The organism is Paenibacillus sp. plas6 (assembly GCF_057221655.1).
On the sequence record NZ_CM170151.1, the window covers coordinates 2,225,621 to 2,249,035 of the forward strand.

A 23,415-nucleotide genomic window follows, 5' to 3' on the forward strand; every position below is an offset into this window, starting at 1 on the left:
AAACTAATGACAATGTTTGTTCTGTAACGGGTATCCAATCCGCAAAAAGCGACTTCATAAGAATCAGAAAAGATAGTAACATAATAATTTTGATCTCTTCTGTTACATATTCTGATTTCAATCGTCATCATATAGTAGACAACATGATATTGCTTCAGTATCTTTTTCTGATAGCTATGAAATTTAATGGGAGGGAAGGGTTATGTAACTCAACTTTCGCAGCATGAAATGGGCAAACAGGCCTTGATGTAGCTGGGTAAAGTTGCAATCCATTGCTGGAGTTGACGTTGAATCAGAGCCGAAAGCTTTTTTCCTGCTTTCGTAGTGATTTCGTTGATCAGGATCGAGCAGTTGCTGCAAGGCGATGGCCCAGTCCAATGTGCCAACTTCGTCGCACAACACATAAAACAGACCGCCGAACGAGCGAGCATCCGTACTTTGCCGATGCTGCCAGGCCAGCAAAATATAGCGGGAGAATACAATCGTCGTATGGCTGATCAGTAAATCATAGGAGCGGCCTTGAAACTCCTTCTGCAAACGAAGCAGCGACTTGGTGCACTTGAAGAAGACCTCGATGCCCCAGCGGATCCCGTAAATACGGATCACGTCCTCCACGGAGAGGGAAAGATCCGTCGTTAGCACCGCGAGCCATTCGTTCTTCTTCGTGCGATGACGGACGAATACCACGTGAACCGGTATGCCGGAGGCAAGCTCGGTTCGAATCGAACGAAGGATGCCTCGTTTCTTGCTTTGCACCGGAGACGCTGCGGTGTATAGTTCTTTGAGCGACAGCTTCCGGCCTTGAACAAGGAAACGCTTATTGTCGTTCTTGACCATGCCGATCACGTCGAGCCCGCGGGAGGCGATCTCGCCAATGAGGGGCGCGTGCGTGAACCAACTGTCCATCAAGACATAGGAGGCCGTGGCTCCGGCGGCAAGCGCGCGATCCAACATCGATACAATCACCTGCGGAGCCGACAGGAGTGCTTCTTGACGTCGCTTATACCCGTTCGTCCGTTTGTCGATCTTCTCGTTCATGCCGTTAATGGCAGATTTGCCGGAACTGAGCAGCGCGAAGTCCAGCGGCAGGAAGGTATGGCCGTCGGACCATCCCATGGTGAGCATACGAAATCCCTTGTAATAAGCGCCGGTGGCATGATCTTTGAACCTGGCCAGCAACTCAACGGCTTTGCTGCGGTTGCGTTCGAACATGGAATCGTCGACGATGAAGACGGTGTCCGATCTGCCGACGTAAGCACGCTGACCTTCTGCACCGTCGCGACGCTGAGCGACGTCAGAAAACGACGCCAGGCAAAGCCTGCATGGTTGAGGAAACGATAGACGGCATCCTTGCCGGGAAAGGAGTCGCCCTTGCTGCTCTCGAGCAGTCGAAACCAATTCTTCTGGTGAAACAGAAGGACAAAGACGAGTTGGAATAGCCGAGCACAGCTAAAGCCAAATCGCTTACGGAATCCGGCTTGTTGAAGATGTTTCATCACTTTCAGTTCTTGAAAAGCAGGCTTTAATTCGTTTGGCAGTTGATTCAGATCGGGCTGATGGTCTATCATGATGGTTCTGTCTGGTAGTGATGGCTTGACACTCTCACTTTACCAAACGAAGTGGTGTTTTTCTATTTTGGCAAGCTGGCTATTCAACAGACCGTAAGACCGTTCTACAACTGGTTTTACATTGATTTTCTAGGTGCAAAAGTTGAGTTATGTAACATAAAAGAAAATCAAGGAACTCCGTTGCCTACTGTAATCGCTTACTCTTTTGTTAAAACAAAAAATGTTAGGAGCTATTCCTGTAATGAATTATATTGATCTTTGAAAAAGAAGAGTACCTCCAGTATTATGGGGTTCGGTCGAGTAAGCATAAGGGATTCGGGATTTGTATGTCGAAATCATATGCAAAGGAATCTTCGGAAAACAGCCCAAAATCCTTGCAGAAGGAGCGATGAAAATGTTCAAGACGACAGCACACCTCGACAATCAATTGATCCTGCCTGGCGATTTCTTTCTTCCCTTCGGCGGAAAACTGGATGAAGGGAATCGCTGGGTTCAGTTGGCTCAGTTGGTGTCGTGGGCGGCGGCTGAACAGAAATACGGTCGTTTCTTCAAAGACACCTTCCGCGGTCAGCAAACGATCAGCCTGCGGATGGGCTCGGCGCGCTGATCATTCAGGAGCGCATGCAGTTGACCGATAGAGAAACCCTGGCGTCGATCAGCGAGAATCCCTATATGCAATACTTCATCGGTTTGCCCGGATTTGTCATGAAGCCGCCGTTCCACCATTCCATGATGACGCATTTCCGCAAACGTCTGACGGACGTGCTGGCCGAGCTGAACGAGATCATCGCCACCGAGGGCGCGAAGGAAATGAGAGACGATGACAACGATCCAAGCAACGTGATCGGCGGCGCCACCGGAAGCGTCCGAACTTGAGACCGATGAGGCCATCGATTCCACCGCGGCGTCGGAAACGCCAGAACAACCGAATCAAGGGACACTGTTGGTGGACGCCACCTGCGCCCCAGCGGATGTGGCGTATCCGACCGATCTGAATTTGCTGAATGAAGCGCGGGATAAAAATCGTTCAGCAAACCCGAATCAGGGCCCCAAATCGCGAATGCTGTAGAACAGTTATTCGAGTACGAGAAAAGAGGCACGGTGTGGCGAGCGGAAGGCATTGCGCCAGTCGACTTTAATATGAGTCCAAAATCGCCCTAATCTGTACAACTTGCTGCCTCGCTTTTATGACACAACGAAAGACAAAATCATCGTTTAAAAAAGCGAGCTCCCTTTCTCTACATGGGGCTCGCTTTTCGAGATTCGCAGCTGAGCAAAGTTCAACTAACGTTATCCGTGAGGAGCTTAATGCTGCTACTGCCGCCTGAATATTTGCATATCCCCGCCCCATGCGTTATTATATTTTCATCGACAAATTTGCAGGTCTATACAAGGAGGTTCACACGCCTATGAGCCCCCGTACCAAAGAACAAAATGAGCTGATACGCATGCAGCGCAGAGAACAGATCCTGGACGCCGCCGCGCACGCCTACTTCCGCACGGGAGGCAGCTTTGATATTCGCGACGTCGCCCGCGAGGCCAAACTCGGTTACGGCACGGTATACCATTATTACCCCAACCGACATTTATTAATCGAAGATGTGCTGGATAGCGGCTTCGAGCGATGCGAGCAAGCCCTGGCAGAATGGGCGAATATCAGAGGCGGAAGCCCGAATGATAGTCAACTGTTGACGTATTGCAAGGCGTTGCTCCGGCTGTGGCAGTCGGATGCCCGCGCATATCTCGTCTACAAAATGGCGGCGGAACATTATGCAGGCTTGCCCGAGAGAGATCGGCACCCCGCCAAGAGACGATTCATGGAACGCTTGTACGTCCCGCTCCAATCGATCGCCCGGCGCGAAGACGACAGCGTCGACCATATGCTTGTCGTGCTGGTCGGCTGCAGCGGGCTACGCTACTATACGGGCGCTTCCGAGTTGGACGTCGATCGAATCGCCCAACTCGCAATGCAAGCTATTACGAAGGAGGAGTCCTGATACGAACATGATTATCCTAAAAAGCAAGCATGAAATTGAGGCCATCCGCAAGGCATGCCAAGTGGTGGCCGAATGCCATCGCACGATCGCCCCGCTCATCAAACCGGGCATCACGACGAACGAGATTGATCGCATATTCGAGGACATTATTTTGAAGCATGGCGCCAAGCCATACGAGAAGGGCTACAAGGGCTATCCATATGCGACGTGCGCCTCCGTCAACGACGTGATCGCGCATGGATTTCCTAGCGATAAGCCACTTGAGGAAGGCGATATCGTGACGATCGACACGGTCGCGGAGCTCGACGGCTGGCTCGGCGATTCGGCCTGGAGCTATGCGGTCGGGAAGATCTCGCCTACGGCCGAGAAGCTGATGCGCGTCACGAAGGAATGCCTTGACCTCGGCATCGCGCAGGCGCAGCCCGGCAATCGGCTCGGTGACGTGACAAGCGCGATCCAGCGGCATGCGGAGTCGCACGGCTTCGGCGTCGTGCGCGACCTTCTCGCCCATGGCATCGGCCGTGACCTGCACGAGGAGCCGACTTATATGCATATCGGCAATCCCGGCAAAGGCCCCCGCATCAAGGAAGGCATGGTGTTTACGATCGAGCCCATGATCACCGAAGGCACCTATTACATGACAATCGATCCGGACGGCTGGACCGCGCGAACGCTGGACCGCAAGCTTGCCGCCCAATACGAGCATACGATCGCCATCACGGCTGAAGGTCCACAAATCCTGACGGCGCAATAGAATAATTAGTAGTCGACCAACGGGATGGTCGGCTGCGGAGGCTGCCACAGCTTTGCCCGCCAATGGATGGGTCGAGGAGGAGATCGAGTTCCATACGCTCGACTCCGCTTGCTCCATTGTGTTCGGTTATGGAAGACAAGCGAAAGCGCTCATGCCCGCCGAGATGACGCGGTCCGGGCGGAAGCGCAAACCATGTGCCCGTTATACGATGAATCGTGCACGTGATTGGAACCCCAGCTGATCTCCCGCCAAGATCCGGCTTCTCCGATCATTTGCAGTTCAATTTGCTTCATTTCATAACCTTTTTAAAGGTTTCCCTTTTTTCTTCAACAGACGAATGAAGGTGCTCCCACTTGTTATCCAAACGTTTTACCTCTTGGTCGATCTCATCCATCTGAAGGGAGAAGTCACGAAAGGCCTTTTTCGTTTGTTCAATTCGCGGTTTTTGCCGATTCAACCGCTCAAGCCACTCTTTGTAGTAAAAACGGGAAAATTCAATAAGATGATGCTCCTCATGAGGCGCCCCCTCCCATGTACGACCAATAAAACGAATCATCTCCTGCGGCAGATAACTCGTGTGCAAGCGCGGTTCGACAGGAAGATCCAACGCTTCGGGCAGCCGGCTGATCGAGTGTGTAGTGTAGACTAAAAGTACCCCGAAAGAGCAAAGTGAAATCCCCGGAAAAAACAAGCAGAAATCCCCCAATAAATCGTGGGGGAATAGACCGCAACAGAAGACTCCTGTACCCTATTCATAGAGAGAAGCGAAAGGTTATGGGGACGGGGAGATGCTCAAGATGGGACAGATCGAGACGATCAAAGATTTATCCGGGTTTTATTTTTATATTCGACTAATTAAAACTGCTTACCAGTATTCGTTCACACCCTGCTCAAGAAATAATGAGCTCTGCGAAATTATCCAAGCGTAAGAAATCGCCCCCGGCTTTCGTCAACGAAAGCGAGCGGCGACAACTCGGCTGACACGAGGTCTGTACAAAGAACTGCTGGTCATGCAGGAGCTTTATCGTCATCATCGCGCTGCTGCACGCAAGACCGTCGTGCACGGCTAAAACGAGATATGTTCAGCAAGCCCTGCTTAAACGATACGCGCCGATCCTCACCTGTCTCATGCCTGTGCCCATGATGTCTGGGTACTCGACCTCGCCATCGATTGTGGCGAATCAGAAATACGCGGGGGGCTGCACCGTTATCGCCAGGAACAACTGCTTATGCGGTCAGGGGTGAAACTGTCGCGTCAGTCGATAGCGAACTGGCTGATCGCAGACACCGAGCAGCGGATAGTGGCTCTCACCACTGTACGGCTAAATGGACGCCGAATGACTGAAACGGGATATCATGCAGTAGTTATCTTGCCAGATTTCCACTATATTGATCTGTTCATTCACTCGTCCTCGGCCAGCCGCCAGTTGTCCATTTTTTCTCCAAGTAACCGACAACTGCCCACGTCATCAGACTGCTCACAATCGTGAACGGTGTTTCCGGGTACAGACTGATCAAAGTAAAACTGACCGTATTGTTCAAAGCATGCAACACCATCACAAGCAGGATGGAGCCTGATCGTTCAAAGATAAAATTGGTGATATAGTTCATGGCGACGATGGACGCTGTAAACCCAATCAAAGAAGGCACAAGAACAGCCAGCCCCGCGTCCACATACAAAATAAAGAGCAGCGGATAGTGCCATAATGCCCAGATGAAGCCCCCCTTCCATGCAGCGTGCCAGAAATCTTGTTCCCTTGTCTTCAAATAAGGATACAGATATCCGCGCCAACCAAACTCCTCGGTTCCGCTTGTCAGCACATTTGAAATGAAATATCCGATTACGGATAACGCAACCGCTTGCCAGGTTGCATCCGCCAAACTGCTGAGCAGGATGCTGAGTACGAACATCGGAATTGCGATCACGATCGGAATAGATAATGCGAAACGGATATCAGCTCGACCGGGACGTCTGAACAGTATAACTCCCTCTCGGGTACGGACCGCAAGGAATCCGAGCAAAGGACCGAACACGCCTAGTGCGAATAACAGTTGAACAATGGAAAAATTTCCGGCAAGATGAAAAATCGTCATATCCGTTCGTAAAAAATGGTCTGTCGATCTGCTCCACCGATAAGCTGAAATCCAACACCCCCATGTCCAACCGAAAGAAATGATCAGATACACAATCAATGCTGATTTCCGAATCATGTTTATTTCTCCTTTTCTGTTCATCTACAATGAAAAGCTCTCAGGATCTTTTCCCAAGAGCTTCATTGCAATGGTCGTTACCGATGGCAGGAAAATCTCAACCTTTCGGAAATGATTTGTGTTGATTAAGTTATCATAACATGAGCGGAAACTGCGTCCAAGACGGAGGCTCCATGGCTAATTGTAATTCTTTTGGTATCATGGCTTTTCAATCAGGGTATTTGAGGTATGCCTTTTATCTGCTGGCGCTATCCCACAAAGCAAAGAACTTCAGGGGATGTTTCCTTATTGTGATCAGGAAAATTGTCCAGTAACGTTCGTTCTTCGATTTTAGCCTGGGTTAGTTACAGGTATCCAACCCGTTAGCAGCGCTCCGCCTTCCGAATGGTTGCCTGCGGAGAGCTCACCTCCGTGAAGCCTTACAATTCGTTGTGAAATGGTCAGCCCTAATCCGCTACCTCCAGTTGAACGATTTCTAGATGCTTCACCACGATATAGAGGTTCAAAAACTCGATGTAGTTCTTCCGAGGAGAAGCCCGGGCCGGTATCACGGATCATAAACTTTATTTTGTTACCTTCTTTATAAGATTGAACAACAATTTCACCATACGAGGGTGTGTGTCTGACGGCATTATCCAACAAATTGTTCATCGCTCGTTCCAATAAATGCACATCACCGTTAATGAAGCAGTCGTCTTCAATATGGGTCGAAATCGAGAGGTTCTTTTGGCGAGCTAGCGGACTTAAACTGTCAATCGATTTCAGGATGATGAATTTAATATCAATCTTCTGATGATGAAGATCCATCTGCACATGCTCCATCTTTGTAAATGTGAACAGGTCCTCTACCAACCGGTCCAATTGCGCCGATTTTTCCTTACAAACGGCCAAATATTTGGTTATTTTATCCGGGGATTGGGCAATGCCTTGTTCCAGACCATCCAAGTAACCTCGTAAAGCGAACAATGGGGTACGCAAATCATGAGCGACAGCTGTAATGACGAATCGGCGCTCTTCTTCCAATTCCGCTTGTTTTTGAAAAGCTTTTTGCATTCCATTCACCATCATTTCGAATGCATCGCGTACCTCAGAGATTTCGGTGATATAGGATCCAGGCAACTCTACGTCCCAATCTCCTGCAGCGACTTTTCTGGCTGCAAAGCTCATCTTTTCGAGAGGCTTAAGAAGAAACCTTCGCATTTCAACACCGACAATAAAAAAAGCTAACAATAGCCCGGTAAATATCGAAATGAACTTAGCCGCATTTGACTTCGGAAGATAAATAATGACCTTTCCGAGCAAATGCCCGTCCTCTATAATGGAGAACCGTTCGGTAGAAGGCAATATGCCATGGCTCTGTGGATTAGAACGGTAAATTTCTTGATCTGATGCAGATAGAATAGCCGCTTCCATTTTCGCTTGTTGCAACTCATGATGCAATTGGTTTTGCCAATTCGGATCCCTCCATTTGTTCGAATTGGTTTCGATCAGCTGTACGATCTTCTCGATCCATTGTCCTTGCAGAATCTCGGCTTGAGCTCCGTTTTTTGCGAAGCTGAGCGTTTTTGTCTCTATGAAGTGTGTTGTCACATAAAAGATCCACGGCACTAACATTAAGAAGAAGAAAAGCAGTATAGTAAACGAACGAATACGAAGTGTTCTCATCTTAACCTCCCTCGAAGCGATACCCTATTCCCCATACGTTGACTAGGTATTGAGGATGGTTCGGATCGGATTCAATTTTCTCGCGAAGTCGACCGATGTGCACCCGAATCGTATGCCTGTCACCTACCCCATTCCAAAATTTCGAAAGTATCTGTTCATATGAAAAAACATGCCTGGGGTGTTCGGCAAATAATCGCAATAATTCATATTCCCTCGGGGTGAGCACTACACTCTTCCCATCCACGAATACTTCTCTTGTGGATAGATTTAGCTTGATGCGGCCAAAATCCAAGATTCTCTCACTCATTTGCAGTTGGGAAACAGAACGTCGTAGTACAGCTTTTATCCTGGCTACAATTTCACCGGGTGAAGCGGTTTTGACAATATAATCATCGCCGCCGAGCGTCAGGCCGCGAATCTTGTCCACATCGTCGCTGCGTGCGCTCAAGAAAAGGATCGGAACGTTACTCTTCTCCCGAATCCGGCGACATAACTCAAACCCGTTTTGACCCGGCATCATGATGTCAAGAACAATACAATGAATGGAATTCTGCTCAAACAATGTCCAAGCTTGAACAGAATCGCAAGCGGTTATAACGCGATAATTTTCATACTCTAAAAAGTCGCTCAATAGTTCAACAATGCTTTGATCATCGTCTACAACCAGTATGGTACTGATTTCACTCATGAATATCCCTCCTTTGAAAACTAGTTTATCATTTAACCCCATGCAACAAACAGAACCACCTAATTTGTGATGATTTGTTTATTGTTTTGTGACCTTTATACAACTTCATTTGAGATACTTGTTTGTTACGATACTTCTTGCCGAGTCGGACAGCAAATATCGCGAGTTAGGGCCCGTTCTACGCAAAAACGGATGAAGGAGGTTGACAAACTTGGAATACGGAAGTTTCTCATTTTTTCCATTCGGTGCTCTATTTTGTCTTACGCTTTTTTCTTTTGTCGCAATTCGAATTTATCTGATTCGTCATCGCTACAGAGATTCCAATCCAAAAGACCGTGACATCGCATTGATTCTAAAAGGTCGGATGGCGAGTGGTGAAATCGACGAGAAGGAATATCACAGGCTGAAGGATCTTCTGACAAAATAACTTTTCCCTGATACGATCCGCAGGTTCGAGGATCAATCTATTGACTTTGAATATGAGGAGGTTTATGGATGTTAACGGTTCAAGTCGTGCTTTTTGATGGCTTTGACCTTCTGGATGCCATTGCACCTTACGAAGTTTTTTGTGCCGCGGCAATGTATGCTGAACACGCGTTAAGCGTAGAATTCGTTACCGCTGAAGGGCCGAGATCCGTCACCAGCGGCATCAACGGGTTAAAAATTGAAGCGAGTGGCAGACTGAACCCGGAACGAACAGGCATCATTCTTGTACCTGGCGCGTCGGGCGACGTCGAAGGAGATGGGCCGAATTCGCCCCCAGCCATTCTGTCGCGGGCACTGAATACCGAATTGGTTGAAATGATTGAGCAAGCACTCGGGCAAAATGACATCATCGTTGCCACGGTTTGCGGCGGTTCCCTGTTACTGGCCATGGGAGGGCTCTTGGAGGGCAGACCAGCGGTAACGCATCATCTGGGCATGGATGTACTTGGAGCAACCGGAGCCATTCCCGTTCCTGCACGCGTAGTGGATAGCGGCAACCTGGTCACTGGTGGCGGCGTTACTTCGGGACTCGATGTAGCGCTGTATCTGGTGGAACGCGAGCTTGGACCGCGCATCGCGCACGCGGTAGAGCAACTGTTCGAATACGAACGGAGAGGAACGGTCTGGCGGGAAGAAGGAAGGGCGCCTGGCTCTCACAAGGCAGAGACCGACGAAGAAACGAACGCGACGAACAATATGGGGATGATTTATGATACCCCGGATATAAAATTACCCGGAGAATCTGACTTCGACGGGGATTGGGATACAACAATTGCTACGCCTGTTGGAAAACTGGAGGTCAAGCTCTCCATTTCCATAAGGAATGGGTTGGTCCAAGGCCAGGCTACACAAGGGGATGAGACGGTCGAGTTTATAAATCCCTTACTTCAGGACAATAAGCTCACCTGGTCGCTGCGCGTCACGAAACCTATGCGGTTAAATCTAAAATTCGAAGTTACCGTGCGTGGAGATGACATGATTGGATTCGCCAGGGCCGGCATACTGCCTGCATCCAAATTAACAGGCAAGCGTGTTACCTAACCCATAAATGCGATTTGGCAATTAAAATGAGGGGATGGATCGCATGAAGGAGTGGAAAATATCATACGGCTTATTGGCCTGCATCAGTATTCTATTTATCCTTTACGCTTTGGTGGCCAATTTTATTATCGATCCCGAAGCAAAGGCGTTTATAAGCCATAAAATCGGCCTGAAGCGCGAACTTAATCTTCCGGTCTGGATCAACGTTATGCACGTTCATGTTGCGTTTGCCTGCATCGCCATGGCGACAGGGTTGCTCAACTTCTCCAACCGCGTCCTTGAAAAAAGCCGCAAGTTCCACCGTATAAACGGCTACGTTTATTTAGTATCCGTCCTTCTTGTCGTGATTACTTCCGGATATATGGCTCCTTATGCTACCGGAGGAAAAATAAGCAGTATGGGGTTCAACGCTCTTAATCTAATATGGCTGTTTATCACCATTACGGCGCTTGTACAAATCAAAAAGAAACGCATCATTCGGCACCGGAACTGGATGATCCGAAGTTACGCCTTTTGTTTTACGAACATGACAATTCATCTCATCACCTCCCTTTTTTATCAGGGATTTGGTCTCAACTACGCTACCAGCTATACAATAGGGGTTTACGGCTCTATTGTGCTGCTGTTGATCATTCCTAACATCATTATCAGAAATATCAATCGATCCAGAAAGGCAGTGGTAGGATGAAAAAAATTATAGGAGTACTCATGTCGTTTGTACTAGTTCTATGTCTAGTTACCTCTGCAGCAAGTGCGAATTCAAAAAAAAATAATGATCCATTCAAAGACAAAAGGATGCATGTTCAAATCGTCTTGTTCGATGGTTTCGATCTGCTGGACGCATTAGCACCATACGAAGTATTTGCTGCTGCGGGAATGTACTCAAACGGAGCAGTTACTGTGGAATTGGTTTCCGCGGAAGGCAAGCGTTCTGTCCCGAGCGGTCTGAACGGGCCGGCTCTCGAAGCGCAAGCTGCATTAGACCCCAAGCGTCCTGGAATCATTTTGGTGCCCGGGGCTTCGGGCAAGCCAGCAGGAAATTCGGAAGATACCATTCCGAATATTTTAAAGAAGGCCATGATGACGGGCTTGTCGGAGAAATTGAAACAAGCTTTTAACAATGAGGAAGTTATTGTAGCTACAGTATGCGGTGGTACACTGCTGCCTGCGATGGGAGGTTTGTTGAAAGATAGACATGCGGTTACCAATCAAATAGGCATGGAAGCGTTAGGAGCTCTCGGTGCAATTCCGATTGAAGCAAGAGTCGTTGAAGATGGTCCTCGCTTCGTAAGCGGGGGAGGCGTGACTTCGGGTCTTGATGTGGCCTTGTATTTGGTTGATCGTGAGTTAGGTCCTCAAATCGCAAATGCTGTAGAACAGTTATTCGAGTACGAGAAAAGAGGCACGGTGTGGCGAGCGGAAGGCATTGCGCCGATCCATTTTGACGAAAACTAATACCGATCCGATAAGAGCAACAGCGGCAGACTAGGATGATGCAAAACACCCTGGCCTGTCCGCTGTTGTTGGCTCGATCACAGGCCAAAAGAATACAACTGGCCTGGGTTTGGCTAAATTTTCTTGGGACTGACTTGCATCTTATCCAAAACAAAGTTATCATAGATACATGAAGTCTTTAATTCGAATGGAGGAGTGCTATGAAAACTCACAAGCCACTGATTATGCGTTTGAGGTGATGTTCCATTTACTGGCAACAACGCCGGACAAGATTACTAGACCCATCTTATGACAAATTAAAGATATTATATATCCATAGTATATTTAATCGAAAGGAAGATCACGATGGCTATTCAACATGCGAAAGATTCTACTTTTAATGAGATGGTGCAAACGGAAGGTATAACAGTAGTGAATTTTTGGGCCGCTTGGTGCGGTCCATGCAGAATGTTTGCACCTGTATTAGAGGAGTTTGAAAGGGAAGCAAATGATTCCATTAAAGTCGTTAAAGTTAATGTAGACGAAAATCCGGTAACCTCTTCACAATTTCAGATTATGAGCATCCCGACAACCATTATATTCAAAGATGGACAGCCTCTATATAAAGAAATAGGCATATTGTCGAAAGGTGAACTGCAGCAGCTTGTTGGCTCCAAATAAATCAACAAAAAAGGGGAGATTCTTTTGATTTATGATTGTGCTATTATCGGCGGAGGCCCGGCAGGACTCAATGCGGCTCTGGTACTTGGGCGGGCCAGACGCAGTGTTGCGTTATTTGATAACAGCCAGCCCCGAAATGCGGTTACACATGCCTCTCATGGATTTATAACAAGAGACGGTGTGACACCCGCCGAGTTTAGGCGTATTGCATATGAGGAGGTTCTGGGGTATCCCTCCGTTGAACTTTTACCTTGGGAGGTAACCGAGATTCACCGGACTGATCACAGGTTCGTCGCCGTGGCGTCAACCGGAAAACGGATTGAAGCACGCAAATTACTGATCACCACTGGACTTAGGGAGATTTTCCCGGATATTCCAGGTTTGCGTGATTGTTATGGAACAAGTTTGTTCAGTTGTCCCTACTGCGATGGTTGGGAGCTTCGAGATCAGCCGCTAATTGTTGTTTCCGAGAACTCTGGAGTGTTTCATATGGCCAAGCTGCTCTATACCTGGAGTAAAGATCTTGTGGTTTGTACAAATGGGCATGCGGTTCTGGACAACGATCAAAAACAACTGTTGAAATCCAGAAACATCGAAGTGGTTGAACAAGCAGTAACGATGTTTATCGGTCATGAGGGGAAATTGCGGCAGGTGGAATTTGCAGATGGCACGCGAATCGAGAGAACGGGAGGATTCATTACACCGGAATGGAAACCGAAGGCGTCTTTTCAGGGTTCGCTTGGTTATGAGGTAAATGAGTTTGGCGGTATCGCCACAAATGAGTGGGGCAAAAGCTCGGTTCCAGGTGTGTATGCCGCCGGGGATGCAGCTTACGTCATGCCTTCCCAGTTGATTTATGCCGCAGCAGGCGGAAGCAAAGCGGCGATTGGCATCAACATGGAGCTGACCGAAGAGGATTTCGTTTAGCTCTAAGTGGACATGTCCTTCTCTTGGGGAAAAGTTTCTTAGAGAGAAGGACTTTTTTCAAAAGTCATAAGTGTAATGACTGCATCAAACAGAAAGGGATGAAGAGGATGATGACGAACGATTTTTTTAATGATGCCGTTTGGGAAGCAGCTTGGAAGAAGGATCCAGATACAGCGATTAGCAAAATGAAAAAAGTTGGAATTGATCCAGCACATACTTTTGACCATAGGGCAAAGTCATTTAACGAGCAGGCGTTTAGCGAAGAAGGCAGGCGAAGAACAAAACGGATAATGAATTGGCTGGAAAGTCAGGGTGTGATATTTAAAGATATCTCCATATTAGACATTGGAGCGGCCTCAGGCGGATTTACAGTGCCGTTTGCGGAGAGAGGGGCTAGTGTTACTTCTGTGGAGCCTAGTCTTCCATTAGTTGAGCTCTTGAAAAGTAATATAACGGGATTAAAGAACGGGAATGTAGAGATTGTGGCTGAGCCTTTTGAAGACATTGATATTCAAGCAAAGGGGTGGGAAAAAGCCTTTGATTTCGTATTTGTCTCCATGTGCCCGGTTATTGCCGACTGGGAGAGTGTGGAGAAAGTGCTGAGCTGCGCACGACAGTATTGCTATATCAGCCTGTCTGTCGGCTCCAGGGAGCACAGTCTGGTAAAAGAGATTTGGCCTTTGGTCACTGATCAGCCCATGAAAACGGAACATTTGGAAATGGCTTATTTGCTCCATTTACTGTATCTCAAAGGGTATTCCTATCAGTCGCTCGTAACCCGGGAAATGAAATCTACAGAGGTACCTAGAGACACGGCGCTCCAGGAGGTGATGGAATGGCTGAGAATCTTCGGTTTGCCTGCGGACGACCAGAACAGGAAAATCATAGCCAATTATTTGGAACGGACCTATCCGACGGATAAGGTTGTCATCCAGCAGGGTGGGCGTTTTGGCAAGGTGCTTATTCAGTTGAAGGATCAGAGCATGTACACCGGTGTCCAAGAATTTTCCCATAAGTAATTTCTTTAACTATATAATGGACAAAAAATATCTGTAATATCTACAAACTGGAGTGTCTGTAGTAAATTGAGGAACGTTATGAAAAGAAAACCTGTAATCATTGTCGCATCTCTAATCGTCGCGAATTTTTTGGCACAACTCATGCAAACCATGCTGAACACGGCTTTGCCACAAATGATGCTTGACCTTGGAATCCAGGTCAATCGGGCGCAATGGCTGATCACCGTCTATCTTCTGGTTTCTGGAATTGTCATCCCTGTGACGGGATTCCTGATCGGAAAATACTCGACGCGAACCCTGTTTTTCGCATCCGCTGGGGCCTTTACGACAGGGACGCTAATTGCCGGCTTCTCCGTCGACTTCACATTGATCCTAAGCGGACGAATTATTCAGGGGATTGGCGCCGGATTGCTGGTACCGGTGTTCCTGAATACGATTATCCTAGTGTTCCCAAAGGAAAAACTCGGGGCAGCGATGGGACTGGCCAGTCTCATTGTGGGACTCGCCCCTGCACTGGGGCCGACGATTTCCGGCTTCGTGATTCAACATCATTCTTGGAGAATCTTATTCTATGGGGTGGCGCCCATAGCGATCGCGAACCTGTTTGTCGCCTATTATTGCTTGGAAAACGTTTGGGATACGCATAAAGCGAAATTGGACTGGAGATCGATTCTTTATTCAAGTTTGGGCTTCGGCAGTCTGTTGTATGGATTTAGTATCCTTAGCGATCAGGGAAAAGGGATTCAGCTTGCGCTGACCTTCCTTATCGTGGGATTCGCACTGTCGTTTCTGTTTGTGAAGCGCCAATTCAAACTGGCCGTCCCTTTGCTTGATTTCAACGTATTTCGTTACCCCAGATTTACTTATGCATCGATTATAGGCGTAGTCCTGTTCATTGTGATGGCCGGGGTGGAACTGCTGCTCCCGATATATGCACAAAATGTCAGGGGACTACTGCCTAGAGAATCGGGGCTAATGCTGCTCCCAGGTGCATTGCTGATGGGGGTGTCCGGAGTGGTATCGGGTAAAATCTACGACCGTTATGGCGGTCGCTATTTGATTCGGATCGGCTTCTTCGGGATAGCCGCCGTAACGGCTCTATTAACGATAGCGCTATCGATTCACGCTCCGTATGGTCTGTTGGTAGGGTTATATGCGTTGCTTATGACCGGGGTCGGTTTTATGATGACCCCAATTACTGCTTTTGCCATGGCGAGCTTGCCGAATTCGATGATGAATTACGCTTCGCCGATGACCACGGCCATACGTACATTGGGCATGTCAATGGGCGGGGCACTGCTCATCACCCTGGTGACAATTACCGCAGATTATAGCTCATTCTCTTTTCCGATCAATATGCATCAAGGAATTCAAGCCGCGTTTTGGTCACTAGCCCTCGTTGCAGCGAGTGGTTTTCTTCTTACTTTCTTTGTTCCATATGGTAAAGGTTCAGTGGAATCGTAGGTCTTGGAGTGTTGCCAGTTACAACGAATAAAGGAGTAATAAGGGAGGCGATATTTGACATAAGCCAATATAAAAAGTTATTATGGGCACATAAAGTCCATAATTGAGGTGAACATCACGTTATGAAATTTTCTAAAGCGACAAACTATGCTCTTCATACGATGCTCTTTCTTGCCGCATTCCCGCCGAACAAACTTATCGGCGTACAGCAATTGGCGGAGAGACAAGACGTTTCTCCAACGTATTTATCCAAAATCCTTACCAAGCTGGTCAAGGCAGGAATGATTGAATCGACTTCAGGAGCCAATGGTGGATATCGCTTAAAACGGAATTGGGAAGAAATCTCGTTTCTCGACGTGATTCATGCCATTGAAGGCTCCGCCTCCTTATTCGACTGTGAAATGAATCATGGATCAGAGTGTTTAGTTCAGAAGGTGATGGTATCGGCTGAAGAGAAAATGGAGGACTTTTTAAAAAACCAAAAATTATCTGAGATTGCTAAGAAAATGACGGTAGTTCTTTGAAGAAAAACTGTTTTTATGAGAATGGTTTATTTTATTAAACCGTTTGGGAAAAGCATGAAAGGAAGATATACAAACGGCATTGAACAAGATTGTGCTGCGTTAGATTGATACCATTGTCCTCTCGACCGCATCGATGTCGCGAAGAAGAGCTCTCGATATACCTTAATGGTGAATCGAGAGCTCTTCTTTTGCATATTCGGAAACTTGTCGAATGCAGGAGCCTGGAGGGTCTGGTTTAATTCGTGAAATGATGGGTCAGGAATCGGGATGATGGACTGAAAAATAAAGTATTAGACGGGAAAGCACTCGTCCCTATTCTTCCTCCGCAGGATAAATTGCCGACGTTCGGACAATATCGTTACTGGTTCAAGACTTGGAAGATACCTTAAAAAGGCGGATTAGTTTGCGTTCTCAATTGACAAATATAATAGTATTTGTTACCGTGGATTTTTCTCGGGAAGTCATCACCAGTTCAAGCACCCAACCCAAAAGGGACGAACAACCGTCAAACATCCTGACAAAGACATTCCCGTTCCTACGCTCAAAAGCATTGAACGGCGGTCGGGGTTAAAGTTTGAATAGCCCCGGCTCCCTCCCGACCATTCAAACGTATTGTAAAAACTTTATATATATAATTGAGGGTTTTCCTTGATATATAAGTCTCGGAAAGCAAAAAACTTGCCACCCCCATAGTTTTAGGTTAAAAGTAAGGTTACCACACCGAACACTTAATCCCAAACAACTAGGAAGTGACAAGTTTGTATCCTCAATTATTAACCTATTTACTTGAATTTATCAAGTACCAAGATCAAATTATTAAAACTTTACTTACTCTTCTTATCGGTAAAAACATGTTTGATAAACCTAAAGAAGAGCCAATCAATAAACCATATCGTAAGCTTCAGGTGGATGATCTTCCGATCAACGAAACTCTTCAGAAGCTTGATTATCGAATCCTTCTAACAGAATACCTAGAGAAAAACGGTAAACATCTAAAGCCTGTTCAAAGGCGTTTGAATGCAAAGACGACTGTACCTAAATCTATGAACTGTCCGAAGTGTGGTGCTCCATCGGATTATCTTTATGCCAATAATGGGGGCAAAGGACAGTATCAATGTAAGGTATGTTCCTGTCTGTTTAATGATAAGAGCCGCTATTTGAAAGAGGCCATTTTAAAGTGTCCTCATTGTTCTAAGACTCTTGAAAAAATCAAAGAGCGAAAAGACTTTAACGTGTTCAAGTGTAAAAATAATGATTGTCCCTATTACCAAAAGAAACTAAATGGTATGTCTTCGAAAGAGAAGAGACAGTTTAAAAAAGATCCTCAATCCTTTAAGTTAAGATACATTTTCCGGCAGTTTCACATCGATTTTCAGCCATTGTCTAAGTCTTCCCCCAAAAAGCCCAAGGTTGATTTATCCAGGCTGTATGCGTCGCCACATACTTTGGGGCTCATTTTAACCTATCATGTCAACTATGGACTTTCGGCCCGTAAAACAGCTGCACTCATGAAAGATGTACATGGGGTAAGCATATCGCATCAAAGTATTTTAAATTATGAGAATGCAGTTGCCCTAATACTTAAGCCTTACGTAGATTATTATCCCTACGAACTTTCTGACCAGTTCTGTGGAGACGAAACCTACATCAAGGTGAATGGGCGTTGGCATTACTTGTTTTTCTTCTTTGATGCGGTAAAAAAGATTATTTTGTCTTACCCAGTATCGCCAAATCGGGATACAGTGTCAGCAATCCGTGCCATTGATGATGTCTTAATGAAACTGAAAGAGATTCCTAAAGATCTTACATTTGTGGTGGATGGCAATCCGATTTATCTCTTAGCTCAGCACTTTTTCGCTCAACACGATATTCAGTTCGACATCAAGCAGGTTATTGGACTTACCAATGAAGATCCTGTGTCAACGGAGTATAGGCATCTCAAACAAGTTATCGAAAGACTAAATCGCACATTTAAAGGCAATTATCGTTCAACACACGGGTTTGGATCCGAACAAGGATCTGTTTCTTTTGTGACCCTGTTTGTAGCTTACTTTAACTTTTTAAGGCCTCATTCTGCATTAGAAGGTAAGGTGCCAGTGCTTAATCCAGAGTTACTGCAGCTCCCGAATATGCCTGCGAGATGGACTAAACTGATCGCTTTAGCACAACAATGGATTAACGAACAACAACCAGCCTAACTTTTTGGTTTAGCAGAGCCCGAAGTAAAAACGAGCAATCGGCGGAGCGAACTCTTGACAAACCGAACTAGCCAATGGTTTAAAATGGAAAAACCAAGGGCTATTTAGCATGCCTTCTTTTTGTCCCCGTCGCCCTTGTTAAAGTAGAGTCAAACCATTGGCGTGTTTGTCAAGAGCGATTGCGTGGCCTTTCCACCCAACAAATGGGAGACGACCCGAACACCTATTGAGTTTTCATAGAACTTTTGACACTACCTTTAGTTAGTTGCTATTCCCTTCACACCTTGATTATATCAGTGGGTTTCTTAGCAGATAAGAATCACATATTTTAGATAGACGGGGTATTTTTTTTTGAAAATAGGCAGACACACACTTTTCTCAGCTCTCGCATATGCTATAGCAAAAAAGATCTCGTAGGAGGAGTTCAATTGCTTATCTATGTCGTACGCGCTGGAGATACGCTGTGGAATATAGCAAACCGCTATCAAGTAAATATGAATGAACTGGTCCGAGTCAATGGATTGCAGTTTCCAAATCAATTATTGATTGGACAGTCACTGGTAATCCCAACGCCAATGACCACTCATATCGTGCAAAATGGAGAAAGCTTATGGTCAATTGCAGGCCAATATGGAATTAATGTACAAGCGATTATTCAAGCCAATGAGCTGACTAATCCGAATGTTGTCTATCCTGGTACTACTTTATTAATTCCTCCAATCATCCATATCGTTCAACCTGGCGAATCATTATATAGCATTGCCTCTCGTTATAAAACAACAGTTCAAGACCTTGCTAAGGCAAACGGCATACAAATCACAGAAATGCTGCTTGCAGGAATGTCGCTTGTTATTCCTAGAGTAAAGCCTTATATTGAAGTAAATGCTTATACGTATCAAGCAGATACGGATGCAGTCAATACGTTAAATGAGATTGGGGCATTGCTTACTTATTTTAGTCCATTTGCTTATATGATTCGAGAGGACGGCACATTGCAGCCATTTGATGACGATGAAATGGTTGCTGCTGCAATCAGTCATAACATTGTGCCAATGCTTAGTATTACAAACTTCACTTCAACTGAGGCAGGATCAAATTTAGCAAATGTGATTCTTTCGAACCCGCAATTACAGGAAATCTTAATTAATAATATTTTGCAGGTTATGAACGAAAAAGGATATCGCGCATTAAACATTGATTTTGAAAATGTATTGCCAGAGGACCGTGAAAATTATAATAACTTTTTACAATTAGCAGTCGATCGACTTCATCCACAAGGATATATTGTTTCTACTGCGCTAGCTCCGAAAATAAGTGAAGAGCAAGGTGGGCTTCTATATGAGGCGCATGATTATGAGGCACACGGCAGAATTGCCGACTTTGTCATTCTTATGACTTATGAATGGGGTTATCGAAAAGGACCGCCACAAGCGATCTCTCCAATTAATCAAATCGAAAAAGTTATTCAATATGCGTTAACTTTAATGCCAGCAGAAAAAATTTATATGGGCTTTCAAATTTATGCGAGAGATTGGTTGCTTCCACATGTTGAGGGGCAAGAAGCAGAAACAATTAGCCCACAGGAAGCAATTAGGAGAGCCGTACAACATGGAGCTGTCATTCAATACAGCGAGCCCGCTGCATCCCCATATTTCCGTTATCTCGATGAGCAAGGAAGATGGCATGAAGTATGGTTTGAAGATGCCCGCAGTGCACAAGCTAAGTTCGATCTGGCGAAAAGATATAATCTTCGCGGCATAAGCTACTGGGCATTAGGCTATCCTTATCCTCAAAACTGGGTCTTATTAGATGATAATTTTCAAATTGAAAAGCTATAACGTAGAAATATAACGACTCCCTCACGCTTTTTAAATCCAGCTGGATTTGGCGATTGATGCTCGAAGCAGCTGGATTTAAAGGCGGAGTACTTCGAGCGTACGGAAAACTTATTTCTAAGTCTAAATGAGAAGGCTAGTTGCCACGTCGCCAGCCAAATACTTTTATATGAACGACTGCCTTACTTATCCAATGGGCAAGAATATATAATACGATAAAAATGAGTACAAATGCCCTGAAAAAGGTCCAAACGACAAACCATATCAAAAAAATCTGCCATGGTTTCAGTCTGCGAATATTTTTAAACGGCCATAAAAAGACACGATAGATCTTATTCTTTTTTTGCAAGGCCTCTAAATATTCATCACGAATTTGTTTATCCTCTGGGTTAATCCGCACGGCACTGCTCATATACGTTTCAGCGAGATCATACTCTCCTCGCTCAGTTGCTGCCCATGCCAAATGCAAAAATACCCAGGAATTTTCAGCTTCATGCTGCAACGCTTGCTGCTCTGCGCTTTTAGATTCTTCTTTATTGCCTAATAATGCTTCAGAGTAACTTAAAAAGGATAAGTACAATGGCGATTCTGGATCAATTTCTAAAGCCAATAAAATTTCTTCTTTAGCTTCCTGAAATTTTCCTTTTTTATTTAAAATTGATCCTCTTAAGTAATAATAATGCTTTTCATAAGGATCAATACTAAGCGCTTCTTGCACAGCCTTCTCAAACTCTTTTTCTTTACCTGTTTCATAGTAATCTAATACGATAACATACCATGCTAACGTATTTTCTGGATCGCGACTGAGAGATTGTTGCGCCCAGTCTAATGCCTTATCATATTGCTCCATTAATAAATGAATCCAACCAATGACCGCATAGACATGAGCATCATCTGGATCTTGCTGAAGCAATTTTTCTGCTGCGGCAAGTGCTTCCTTATATCGTTTCCATTCAATAAGCTGCTGCACCACAGCATAATCGATGTTCCTCTCATTCTGCATCTTGCTTGCTCCTCCTACCTCATGCCAGTTCGCTTCATGTAGTCAAGAACAACCTGATAGTCCTTATTAACATCACTAAAAGTCGCATAATTTTTTGCTGTTGCAAACCAATCTAGTGTTGTTGCTTTTCTAGACTTTAATGCTTTCTTTAAATCATCCTGTGTAATTGGTTGGATCTCTCCAATTTCTATTGTACGTTCAAGCGCTGAATCAACCGCGTCCTTAACGATTTGCTCTAAATCTGCTCCAGAAAAAAACTTCGAATCTGCAGCAATTTTAGCTAAATTAAGAGCACCAGTTGGTTTACCAACTAATTTTAACTGAAGAATTTTTTCCCGCTCTGCTTCTTCTGGCGGCGGTACAAAGATCATATGATTAAATCTTCCTGGTCGTCTAAGAGCAGAATCAAGATACCAAGGTGTATTTGTGGCACCGATAACAAAGACTTGATCATTTTTACCTTGCAGCCCGTCCAGTTCAAGCAATAACTGATTGACTAACATGCGATCATGATGTTGACGCATTTGGTGTCGATTGCCACCCATTGCATCTAGCTCATCAATAAAAATAACACAAGGCTTATGTTGACGAGCCTTTTCAAAAATGTCATGAAGATTATGCTCACTTTGTCCTACATACATAGATAGAATTGCTTGCAGCTCGATATGTAAAAAATTTGCGTCAATTTCGCCTGCTACAGCTCTGGCTAGAAATGTTTTACCACATCCCGGCGGTCCGTATAAAAGCAGACTGCCACTGGCCTCCTTGCCGTATGCAGCAAACAATTCAGGCTGTTTCAGAGGAAGAATGAAGTTCATCCGAATTTTCTTTTTTACTTCATCCAAGCCGCCTACATCCTCAAAGGTTTCCATCGGCTTTTCCGATTCAACAAGCGTTTGATTCTCTGAATCGAACTCTATCAGTTTTAACCTTCTACGACGTCGTTCTGCTAACTCATCAAAATCAGACATAGAATCCCCACCTTTAACATTTCCCTCATTTTAGTATATTAAATAAAAAAATCGCAATACCTCTAAATGCTTGTAAAAATATATTATTATATTAAATAAATGGGCTGGCCTCGGCAATAGAATGAAGCTACGCTCAAATAAAAAAGCTGTTATGCAAATCAGTAAGAACTGACGTGCTAAACAGCTTTACTTTGAATGAGTGTATTTTGTTGGGCTGACTTCATCTCGAAGCGTAACACTAGAATTTATCAGGAAATTGTTTAACGATCCCTTCCGTTAAAATGTTAGCTAAATGGATCATATGGATTTCATTTTTATCTGTAGCTTCAATATCTTTTTTCCAGTCCCCTTTTAAACGACTAACGACAACTTCATTAATTAATTGCAAATGGGTATAAAGCATTTCCTGCAATGTTTTAAAATTCCAGTTCGGATTTGCATCGCTTAAAAATTTGGCAATATCATCTGCATTTTTATGCCAAGCTTCATTGTATTTTTTCACTTCTGCTTCATTATTTGCCTTAGCTGCCGCAACAATTTGACCTGCAATAGAAATATGCTTTTTCAAAAGCTCACTCAATTTATCGCCCGCTTCCGCACCATAATAAGGCTTAATCAGATCCCCAATGTCCTGCTGGTTCTGTAATAATCTTTGTAACACCAATTGCTGATCAGGAAGGTTTGCTAAAGCGCTAACGATATAACTTCTTGTCTAAATCGTATGGTTAATCCATCCCTTTTGCATTGCAGCTTTTAATTCCATCATTTGCGGCGAAATACAAACAATTTCGCTAGTTGAAATATTTTTAGTTGCTGATACAGTACCTCCCAAAAAAACGCACAAACTCAACAGTAGTGAGCATAATAAAGAAAACACAAACTTTCTTTTCACATTCATCTTCTCCTTCAAAAATATACTCCGCTTATTATTGCTCGCTTTTTCCTTTTT

At 45.2% G+C, this 23,415-nt stretch carries 21 protein-coding genes and 5 pseudogenes; 18 read left to right on the plus strand and 8 right to left on the minus strand.

What is annotated here, in order from left to right; all coding sequences use genetic code 11:
* Positions 1-209: 209 nt before the first annotated feature.
* Positions 210-1,568: pseudogene (locus AC2TDL_RS10060) on the minus strand (IS4 family transposase).
* A 394-nt stretch (positions 1,569-1,962) separates the two neighbouring features.
* Here AC2TDL_RS10060 and AC2TDL_RS10065 point away from each other — a divergent pair.
* The 5 genes and pseudogenes from AC2TDL_RS10065 to map form a co-directional block, all read left to right on the plus strand.
* Positions 1,963-2,393 (plus strand): annotated as a pseudogene (locus AC2TDL_RS10065) (transposase); the annotation flags it as partial.
* 27 nt (positions 2,394-2,420) lie between these two features.
* Positions 2,421-2,589 (plus strand): annotated as a pseudogene (locus AC2TDL_RS10070) (IS5/IS1182 family transposase); the annotation flags it as partial.
* A gap of 17 nt (positions 2,590-2,606) precedes the next feature.
* Positions 2,607-2,729 (plus strand): annotated as a pseudogene (locus tag AC2TDL_RS10075) (DJ-1/PfpI family protein); the annotation flags it as partial.
* 188 nt (positions 2,730-2,917) lie between these two features.
* Positions 2,918-3,565, plus strand: a complete 648-nt coding sequence (locus AC2TDL_RS10080) for a TetR/AcrR family transcriptional regulator (RefSeq protein ID WP_484700914.1) — start codon at positions 2,918-2,920, stop codon at positions 3,563-3,565.
* A 7-nt stretch (positions 3,566-3,572) separates the two neighbouring features.
* Complete coding sequence (gene map, locus AC2TDL_RS10085) at positions 3,573-4,319, plus strand: type I methionyl aminopeptidase (protein WP_484700916.1); 747 nt, start codon at positions 3,573-3,575, stop codon at positions 4,317-4,319.
* A gap of 289 nt (positions 4,320-4,608) precedes the next feature.
* Here the strand turns inward: map and AC2TDL_RS10090 are convergent, their stop codons facing one another.
* Positions 4,609-5,010: a hypothetical protein gene (locus AC2TDL_RS10090; RefSeq protein WP_484700918.1), complete on the minus strand. Its 402-nt coding sequence runs from the start codon at positions 5,008-5,010 to the stop codon at positions 4,609-4,611.
* A 480-nt stretch (positions 5,011-5,490) separates the two neighbouring features.
* Here AC2TDL_RS10090 and AC2TDL_RS10095 point away from each other — a divergent pair, with 480 nt between their 5' ends.
* The gene (locus AC2TDL_RS10095) at positions 5,491-5,664 is read left to right on the plus strand and encodes a hypothetical protein (RefSeq protein ID WP_484700921.1); all 174 of its coding nucleotides are present in this window, start codon (positions 5,491-5,493) and stop codon (positions 5,662-5,664) included.
* A gap of 53 nt (positions 5,665-5,717) precedes the next feature.
* Here the strand turns inward: AC2TDL_RS10095 and AC2TDL_RS10100 are convergent, their stop codons facing one another.
* From AC2TDL_RS10100 to AC2TDL_RS10110, 3 genes are all read right to left on the minus strand, one after another.
* Positions 5,718-6,530 carry a CPBP family intramembrane glutamic endopeptidase gene (locus AC2TDL_RS10100; RefSeq protein WP_484700923.1) on the minus strand — a complete coding sequence of 271 codons (813 nt, stop codon included), beginning with the start codon at positions 6,528-6,530 and terminating at the stop codon, positions 5,718-5,720.
* A gap of 330 nt (positions 6,531-6,860) precedes the next feature.
* Positions 6,861-8,195 (minus strand): sensor histidine kinase, encoded by a 1,335-nt coding sequence (locus AC2TDL_RS10105; RefSeq protein WP_484700925.1) that lies wholly within the window; start codon positions 8,193-8,195, stop codon positions 6,861-6,863.
* Between the two features lies 1 nt (position 8,196).
* Positions 8,197-8,883: a response regulator transcription factor gene (locus AC2TDL_RS10110; RefSeq protein ID WP_036628261.1), complete on the minus strand. Its 687-nt coding sequence runs from the start codon at positions 8,881-8,883 to the stop codon at positions 8,197-8,199.
* Between the two features lie 211 nt (positions 8,884-9,094).
* Here AC2TDL_RS10110 and AC2TDL_RS10115 point away from each other — a divergent pair, with 211 nt between their 5' ends.
* The 12 genes from AC2TDL_RS10115 (at position 9,095) to AC2TDL_RS10170 (ending at position 20,495) form a co-directional block, all read left to right on the plus strand.
* Complete coding sequence (locus AC2TDL_RS10115) at positions 9,095-9,310, plus strand: SHOCT domain-containing protein (RefSeq protein WP_115311194.1); 216 nt, start codon at positions 9,095-9,097, stop codon at positions 9,308-9,310.
* A 68-nt stretch (positions 9,311-9,378) separates the two neighbouring features.
* A complete protein-coding gene (locus AC2TDL_RS10120) occupies positions 9,379-10,410 on the plus strand; it encodes a DJ-1/PfpI family protein (RefSeq protein WP_036623458.1) in 1,032 nt (343 codons plus the stop codon).
* Positions 10,411-10,453: 43 nt separating this feature from the next.
* Entirely contained in the window at positions 10,454-11,098 is a 645-nt protein-coding gene (locus AC2TDL_RS10125; protein WP_036623456.1) for a DUF2306 domain-containing protein, read from the plus strand.
* Entirely contained in the window at positions 11,095-11,865 is a 771-nt protein-coding gene (locus AC2TDL_RS10130) for a DJ-1/PfpI family protein (RefSeq protein ID WP_051985478.1), read from the plus strand. The genes AC2TDL_RS10125 and AC2TDL_RS10130 overlap by 4 nt, the downstream gene beginning before the upstream one ends.
* Positions 11,866-12,210: 345 nt before the next feature.
* Positions 12,211-12,525, plus strand: a complete 315-nt coding sequence (gene trxA, locus AC2TDL_RS10135) for a thioredoxin (protein ID WP_036623452.1) — start codon at positions 12,211-12,213, stop codon at positions 12,523-12,525.
* 24 nt (positions 12,526-12,549) lie between these two features.
* Positions 12,550-13,452, plus strand: coding sequence for an NAD(P)/FAD-dependent oxidoreductase (locus AC2TDL_RS10140; protein WP_036623451.1), 903 nt, complete (start codon positions 12,550-12,552; stop codon positions 13,450-13,452).
* Between the two features lie 110 nt (positions 13,453-13,562).
* Positions 13,563-14,471 (plus strand): methyltransferase domain-containing protein, encoded by a 909-nt coding sequence (locus AC2TDL_RS10145; RefSeq protein WP_484701130.1) that lies wholly within the window; start codon positions 13,563-13,565, stop codon positions 14,469-14,471.
* Between the two features lie 78 nt (positions 14,472-14,549).
* Complete coding sequence (locus tag AC2TDL_RS10150; RefSeq protein ID WP_036628256.1) at positions 14,550-15,935, plus strand: DHA2 family efflux MFS transporter permease subunit; 1,386 nt, start codon at positions 14,550-14,552, stop codon at positions 15,933-15,935.
* A 122-nt stretch (positions 15,936-16,057) separates the two neighbouring features.
* Positions 16,058-16,459, plus strand: coding sequence for an Rrf2 family transcriptional regulator (locus AC2TDL_RS10155; protein ID WP_484700932.1), 402 nt, complete (start codon positions 16,058-16,060; stop codon positions 16,457-16,459).
* 432 nt (positions 16,460-16,891) lie between these two features.
* Positions 16,892-17,041, plus strand: coding sequence for a type II toxin-antitoxin system HicA family toxin (locus AC2TDL_RS10160; RefSeq protein WP_227872737.1), 150 nt, complete (start codon positions 16,892-16,894; stop codon positions 17,039-17,041).
* A 176-nt stretch (positions 17,042-17,217) separates the two neighbouring features.
* Entirely contained in the window at positions 17,218-18,657 is a 1,440-nt protein-coding gene (locus AC2TDL_RS10165; protein WP_484696056.1) for an IS6 family transposase, read from the plus strand.
* 428 nt (positions 18,658-19,085) lie between these two features.
* A complete protein-coding gene (locus tag AC2TDL_RS10170; protein WP_484700935.1) occupies positions 19,086-20,495 on the plus strand; it encodes a glycoside hydrolase family 18 protein in 1,410 nt (469 codons plus the stop codon).
* A gap of 133 nt (positions 20,496-20,628) precedes the next feature.
* Here the strand turns inward: AC2TDL_RS10170 and AC2TDL_RS10175 are convergent, their stop codons facing one another.
* From AC2TDL_RS10175 to AC2TDL_RS10185, 3 genes and pseudogenes are all read right to left on the minus strand, one after another.
* The gene (locus AC2TDL_RS10175) at positions 20,629-21,495 is read right to left on the minus strand and encodes a tetratricopeptide repeat protein (protein ID WP_484700938.1); all 867 of its coding nucleotides are present in this window, start codon (positions 21,493-21,495) and stop codon (positions 20,629-20,631) included.
* A 14-nt stretch (positions 21,496-21,509) separates the two neighbouring features.
* The gene (locus tag AC2TDL_RS10180) at positions 21,510-22,466 is read right to left on the minus strand and encodes an ATP-binding protein (protein ID WP_484700940.1); all 957 of its coding nucleotides are present in this window, start codon (positions 22,464-22,466) and stop codon (positions 21,510-21,512) included.
* A 238-nt stretch (positions 22,467-22,704) separates the two neighbouring features.
* Positions 22,705-23,364, minus strand: a pseudogene (locus AC2TDL_RS10185) (glycosyltransferase).
* Positions 23,365-23,415 lie beyond the last annotated feature (51 nt).

Excerpts from the sequence above, each read along its gene's own strand:
- AC2TDL_RS10080 (WP_484700914.1), top strand. The coding sequence starts at position 2,918 with ATGCGTTATTATATTTTCATCGACAAATTTGCAGGTCTATACAAGGAG.
- map (WP_484700916.1), top strand. The coding sequence starts at position 3,573 with ATGATTATCCTAAAAAGCAAGCATGAAATTGAGGCCATCCGCAAGGCA.
- AC2TDL_RS10100 (WP_484700923.1), bottom strand. The coding sequence starts at position 6,530 with ATGATTCGGAAATCAGCATTGATTGTGTATCTGATCATTTCTTTCGGT.
- AC2TDL_RS10105 (WP_484700925.1), bottom strand. The coding sequence starts at position 8,195 with ATGAGAACACTTCGTATTCGTTCGTTTACTATACTGCTTTTCTTCTTC.
- AC2TDL_RS10110 (WP_036628261.1), bottom strand. The coding sequence starts at position 8,883 with ATGAGTGAAATCAGTACCATACTGGTTGTAGACGATGATCAAAGCATT.
- AC2TDL_RS10120 (WP_036623458.1), top strand. The coding sequence starts at position 9,379 with ATGTTAACGGTTCAAGTCGTGCTTTTTGATGGCTTTGACCTTCTGGAT.
- AC2TDL_RS10125 (WP_036623456.1), top strand. The coding sequence starts at position 10,454 with ATGAAGGAGTGGAAAATATCATACGGCTTATTGGCCTGCATCAGTATT.
- AC2TDL_RS10130 (WP_051985478.1), top strand. The coding sequence starts at position 11,095 with ATGAAAAAAATTATAGGAGTACTCATGTCGTTTGTACTAGTTCTATGT.
- trxA (WP_036623452.1), top strand. The coding sequence starts at position 12,211 with ATGGCTATTCAACATGCGAAAGATTCTACTTTTAATGAGATGGTGCAA.
- AC2TDL_RS10145 (WP_484701130.1), top strand. The coding sequence starts at position 13,563 with ATGACGAACGATTTTTTTAATGATGCCGTTTGGGAAGCAGCTTGGAAG.
- AC2TDL_RS10150 (WP_036628256.1), top strand. The coding sequence starts at position 14,550 with ATGAAAAGAAAACCTGTAATCATTGTCGCATCTCTAATCGTCGCGAAT.
- AC2TDL_RS10155 (WP_484700932.1), top strand. The coding sequence starts at position 16,058 with ATGAAATTTTCTAAAGCGACAAACTATGCTCTTCATACGATGCTCTTT.
- AC2TDL_RS10175 (WP_484700938.1), bottom strand. The coding sequence starts at position 21,495 with ATGCAGAATGAGAGGAACATCGATTATGCTGTGGTGCAGCAGCTTATT.
- AC2TDL_RS10180 (WP_484700940.1), bottom strand. The coding sequence starts at position 22,466 with ATGTCTGATTTTGATGAGTTAGCAGAACGACGTCGTAGAAGGTTAAAA.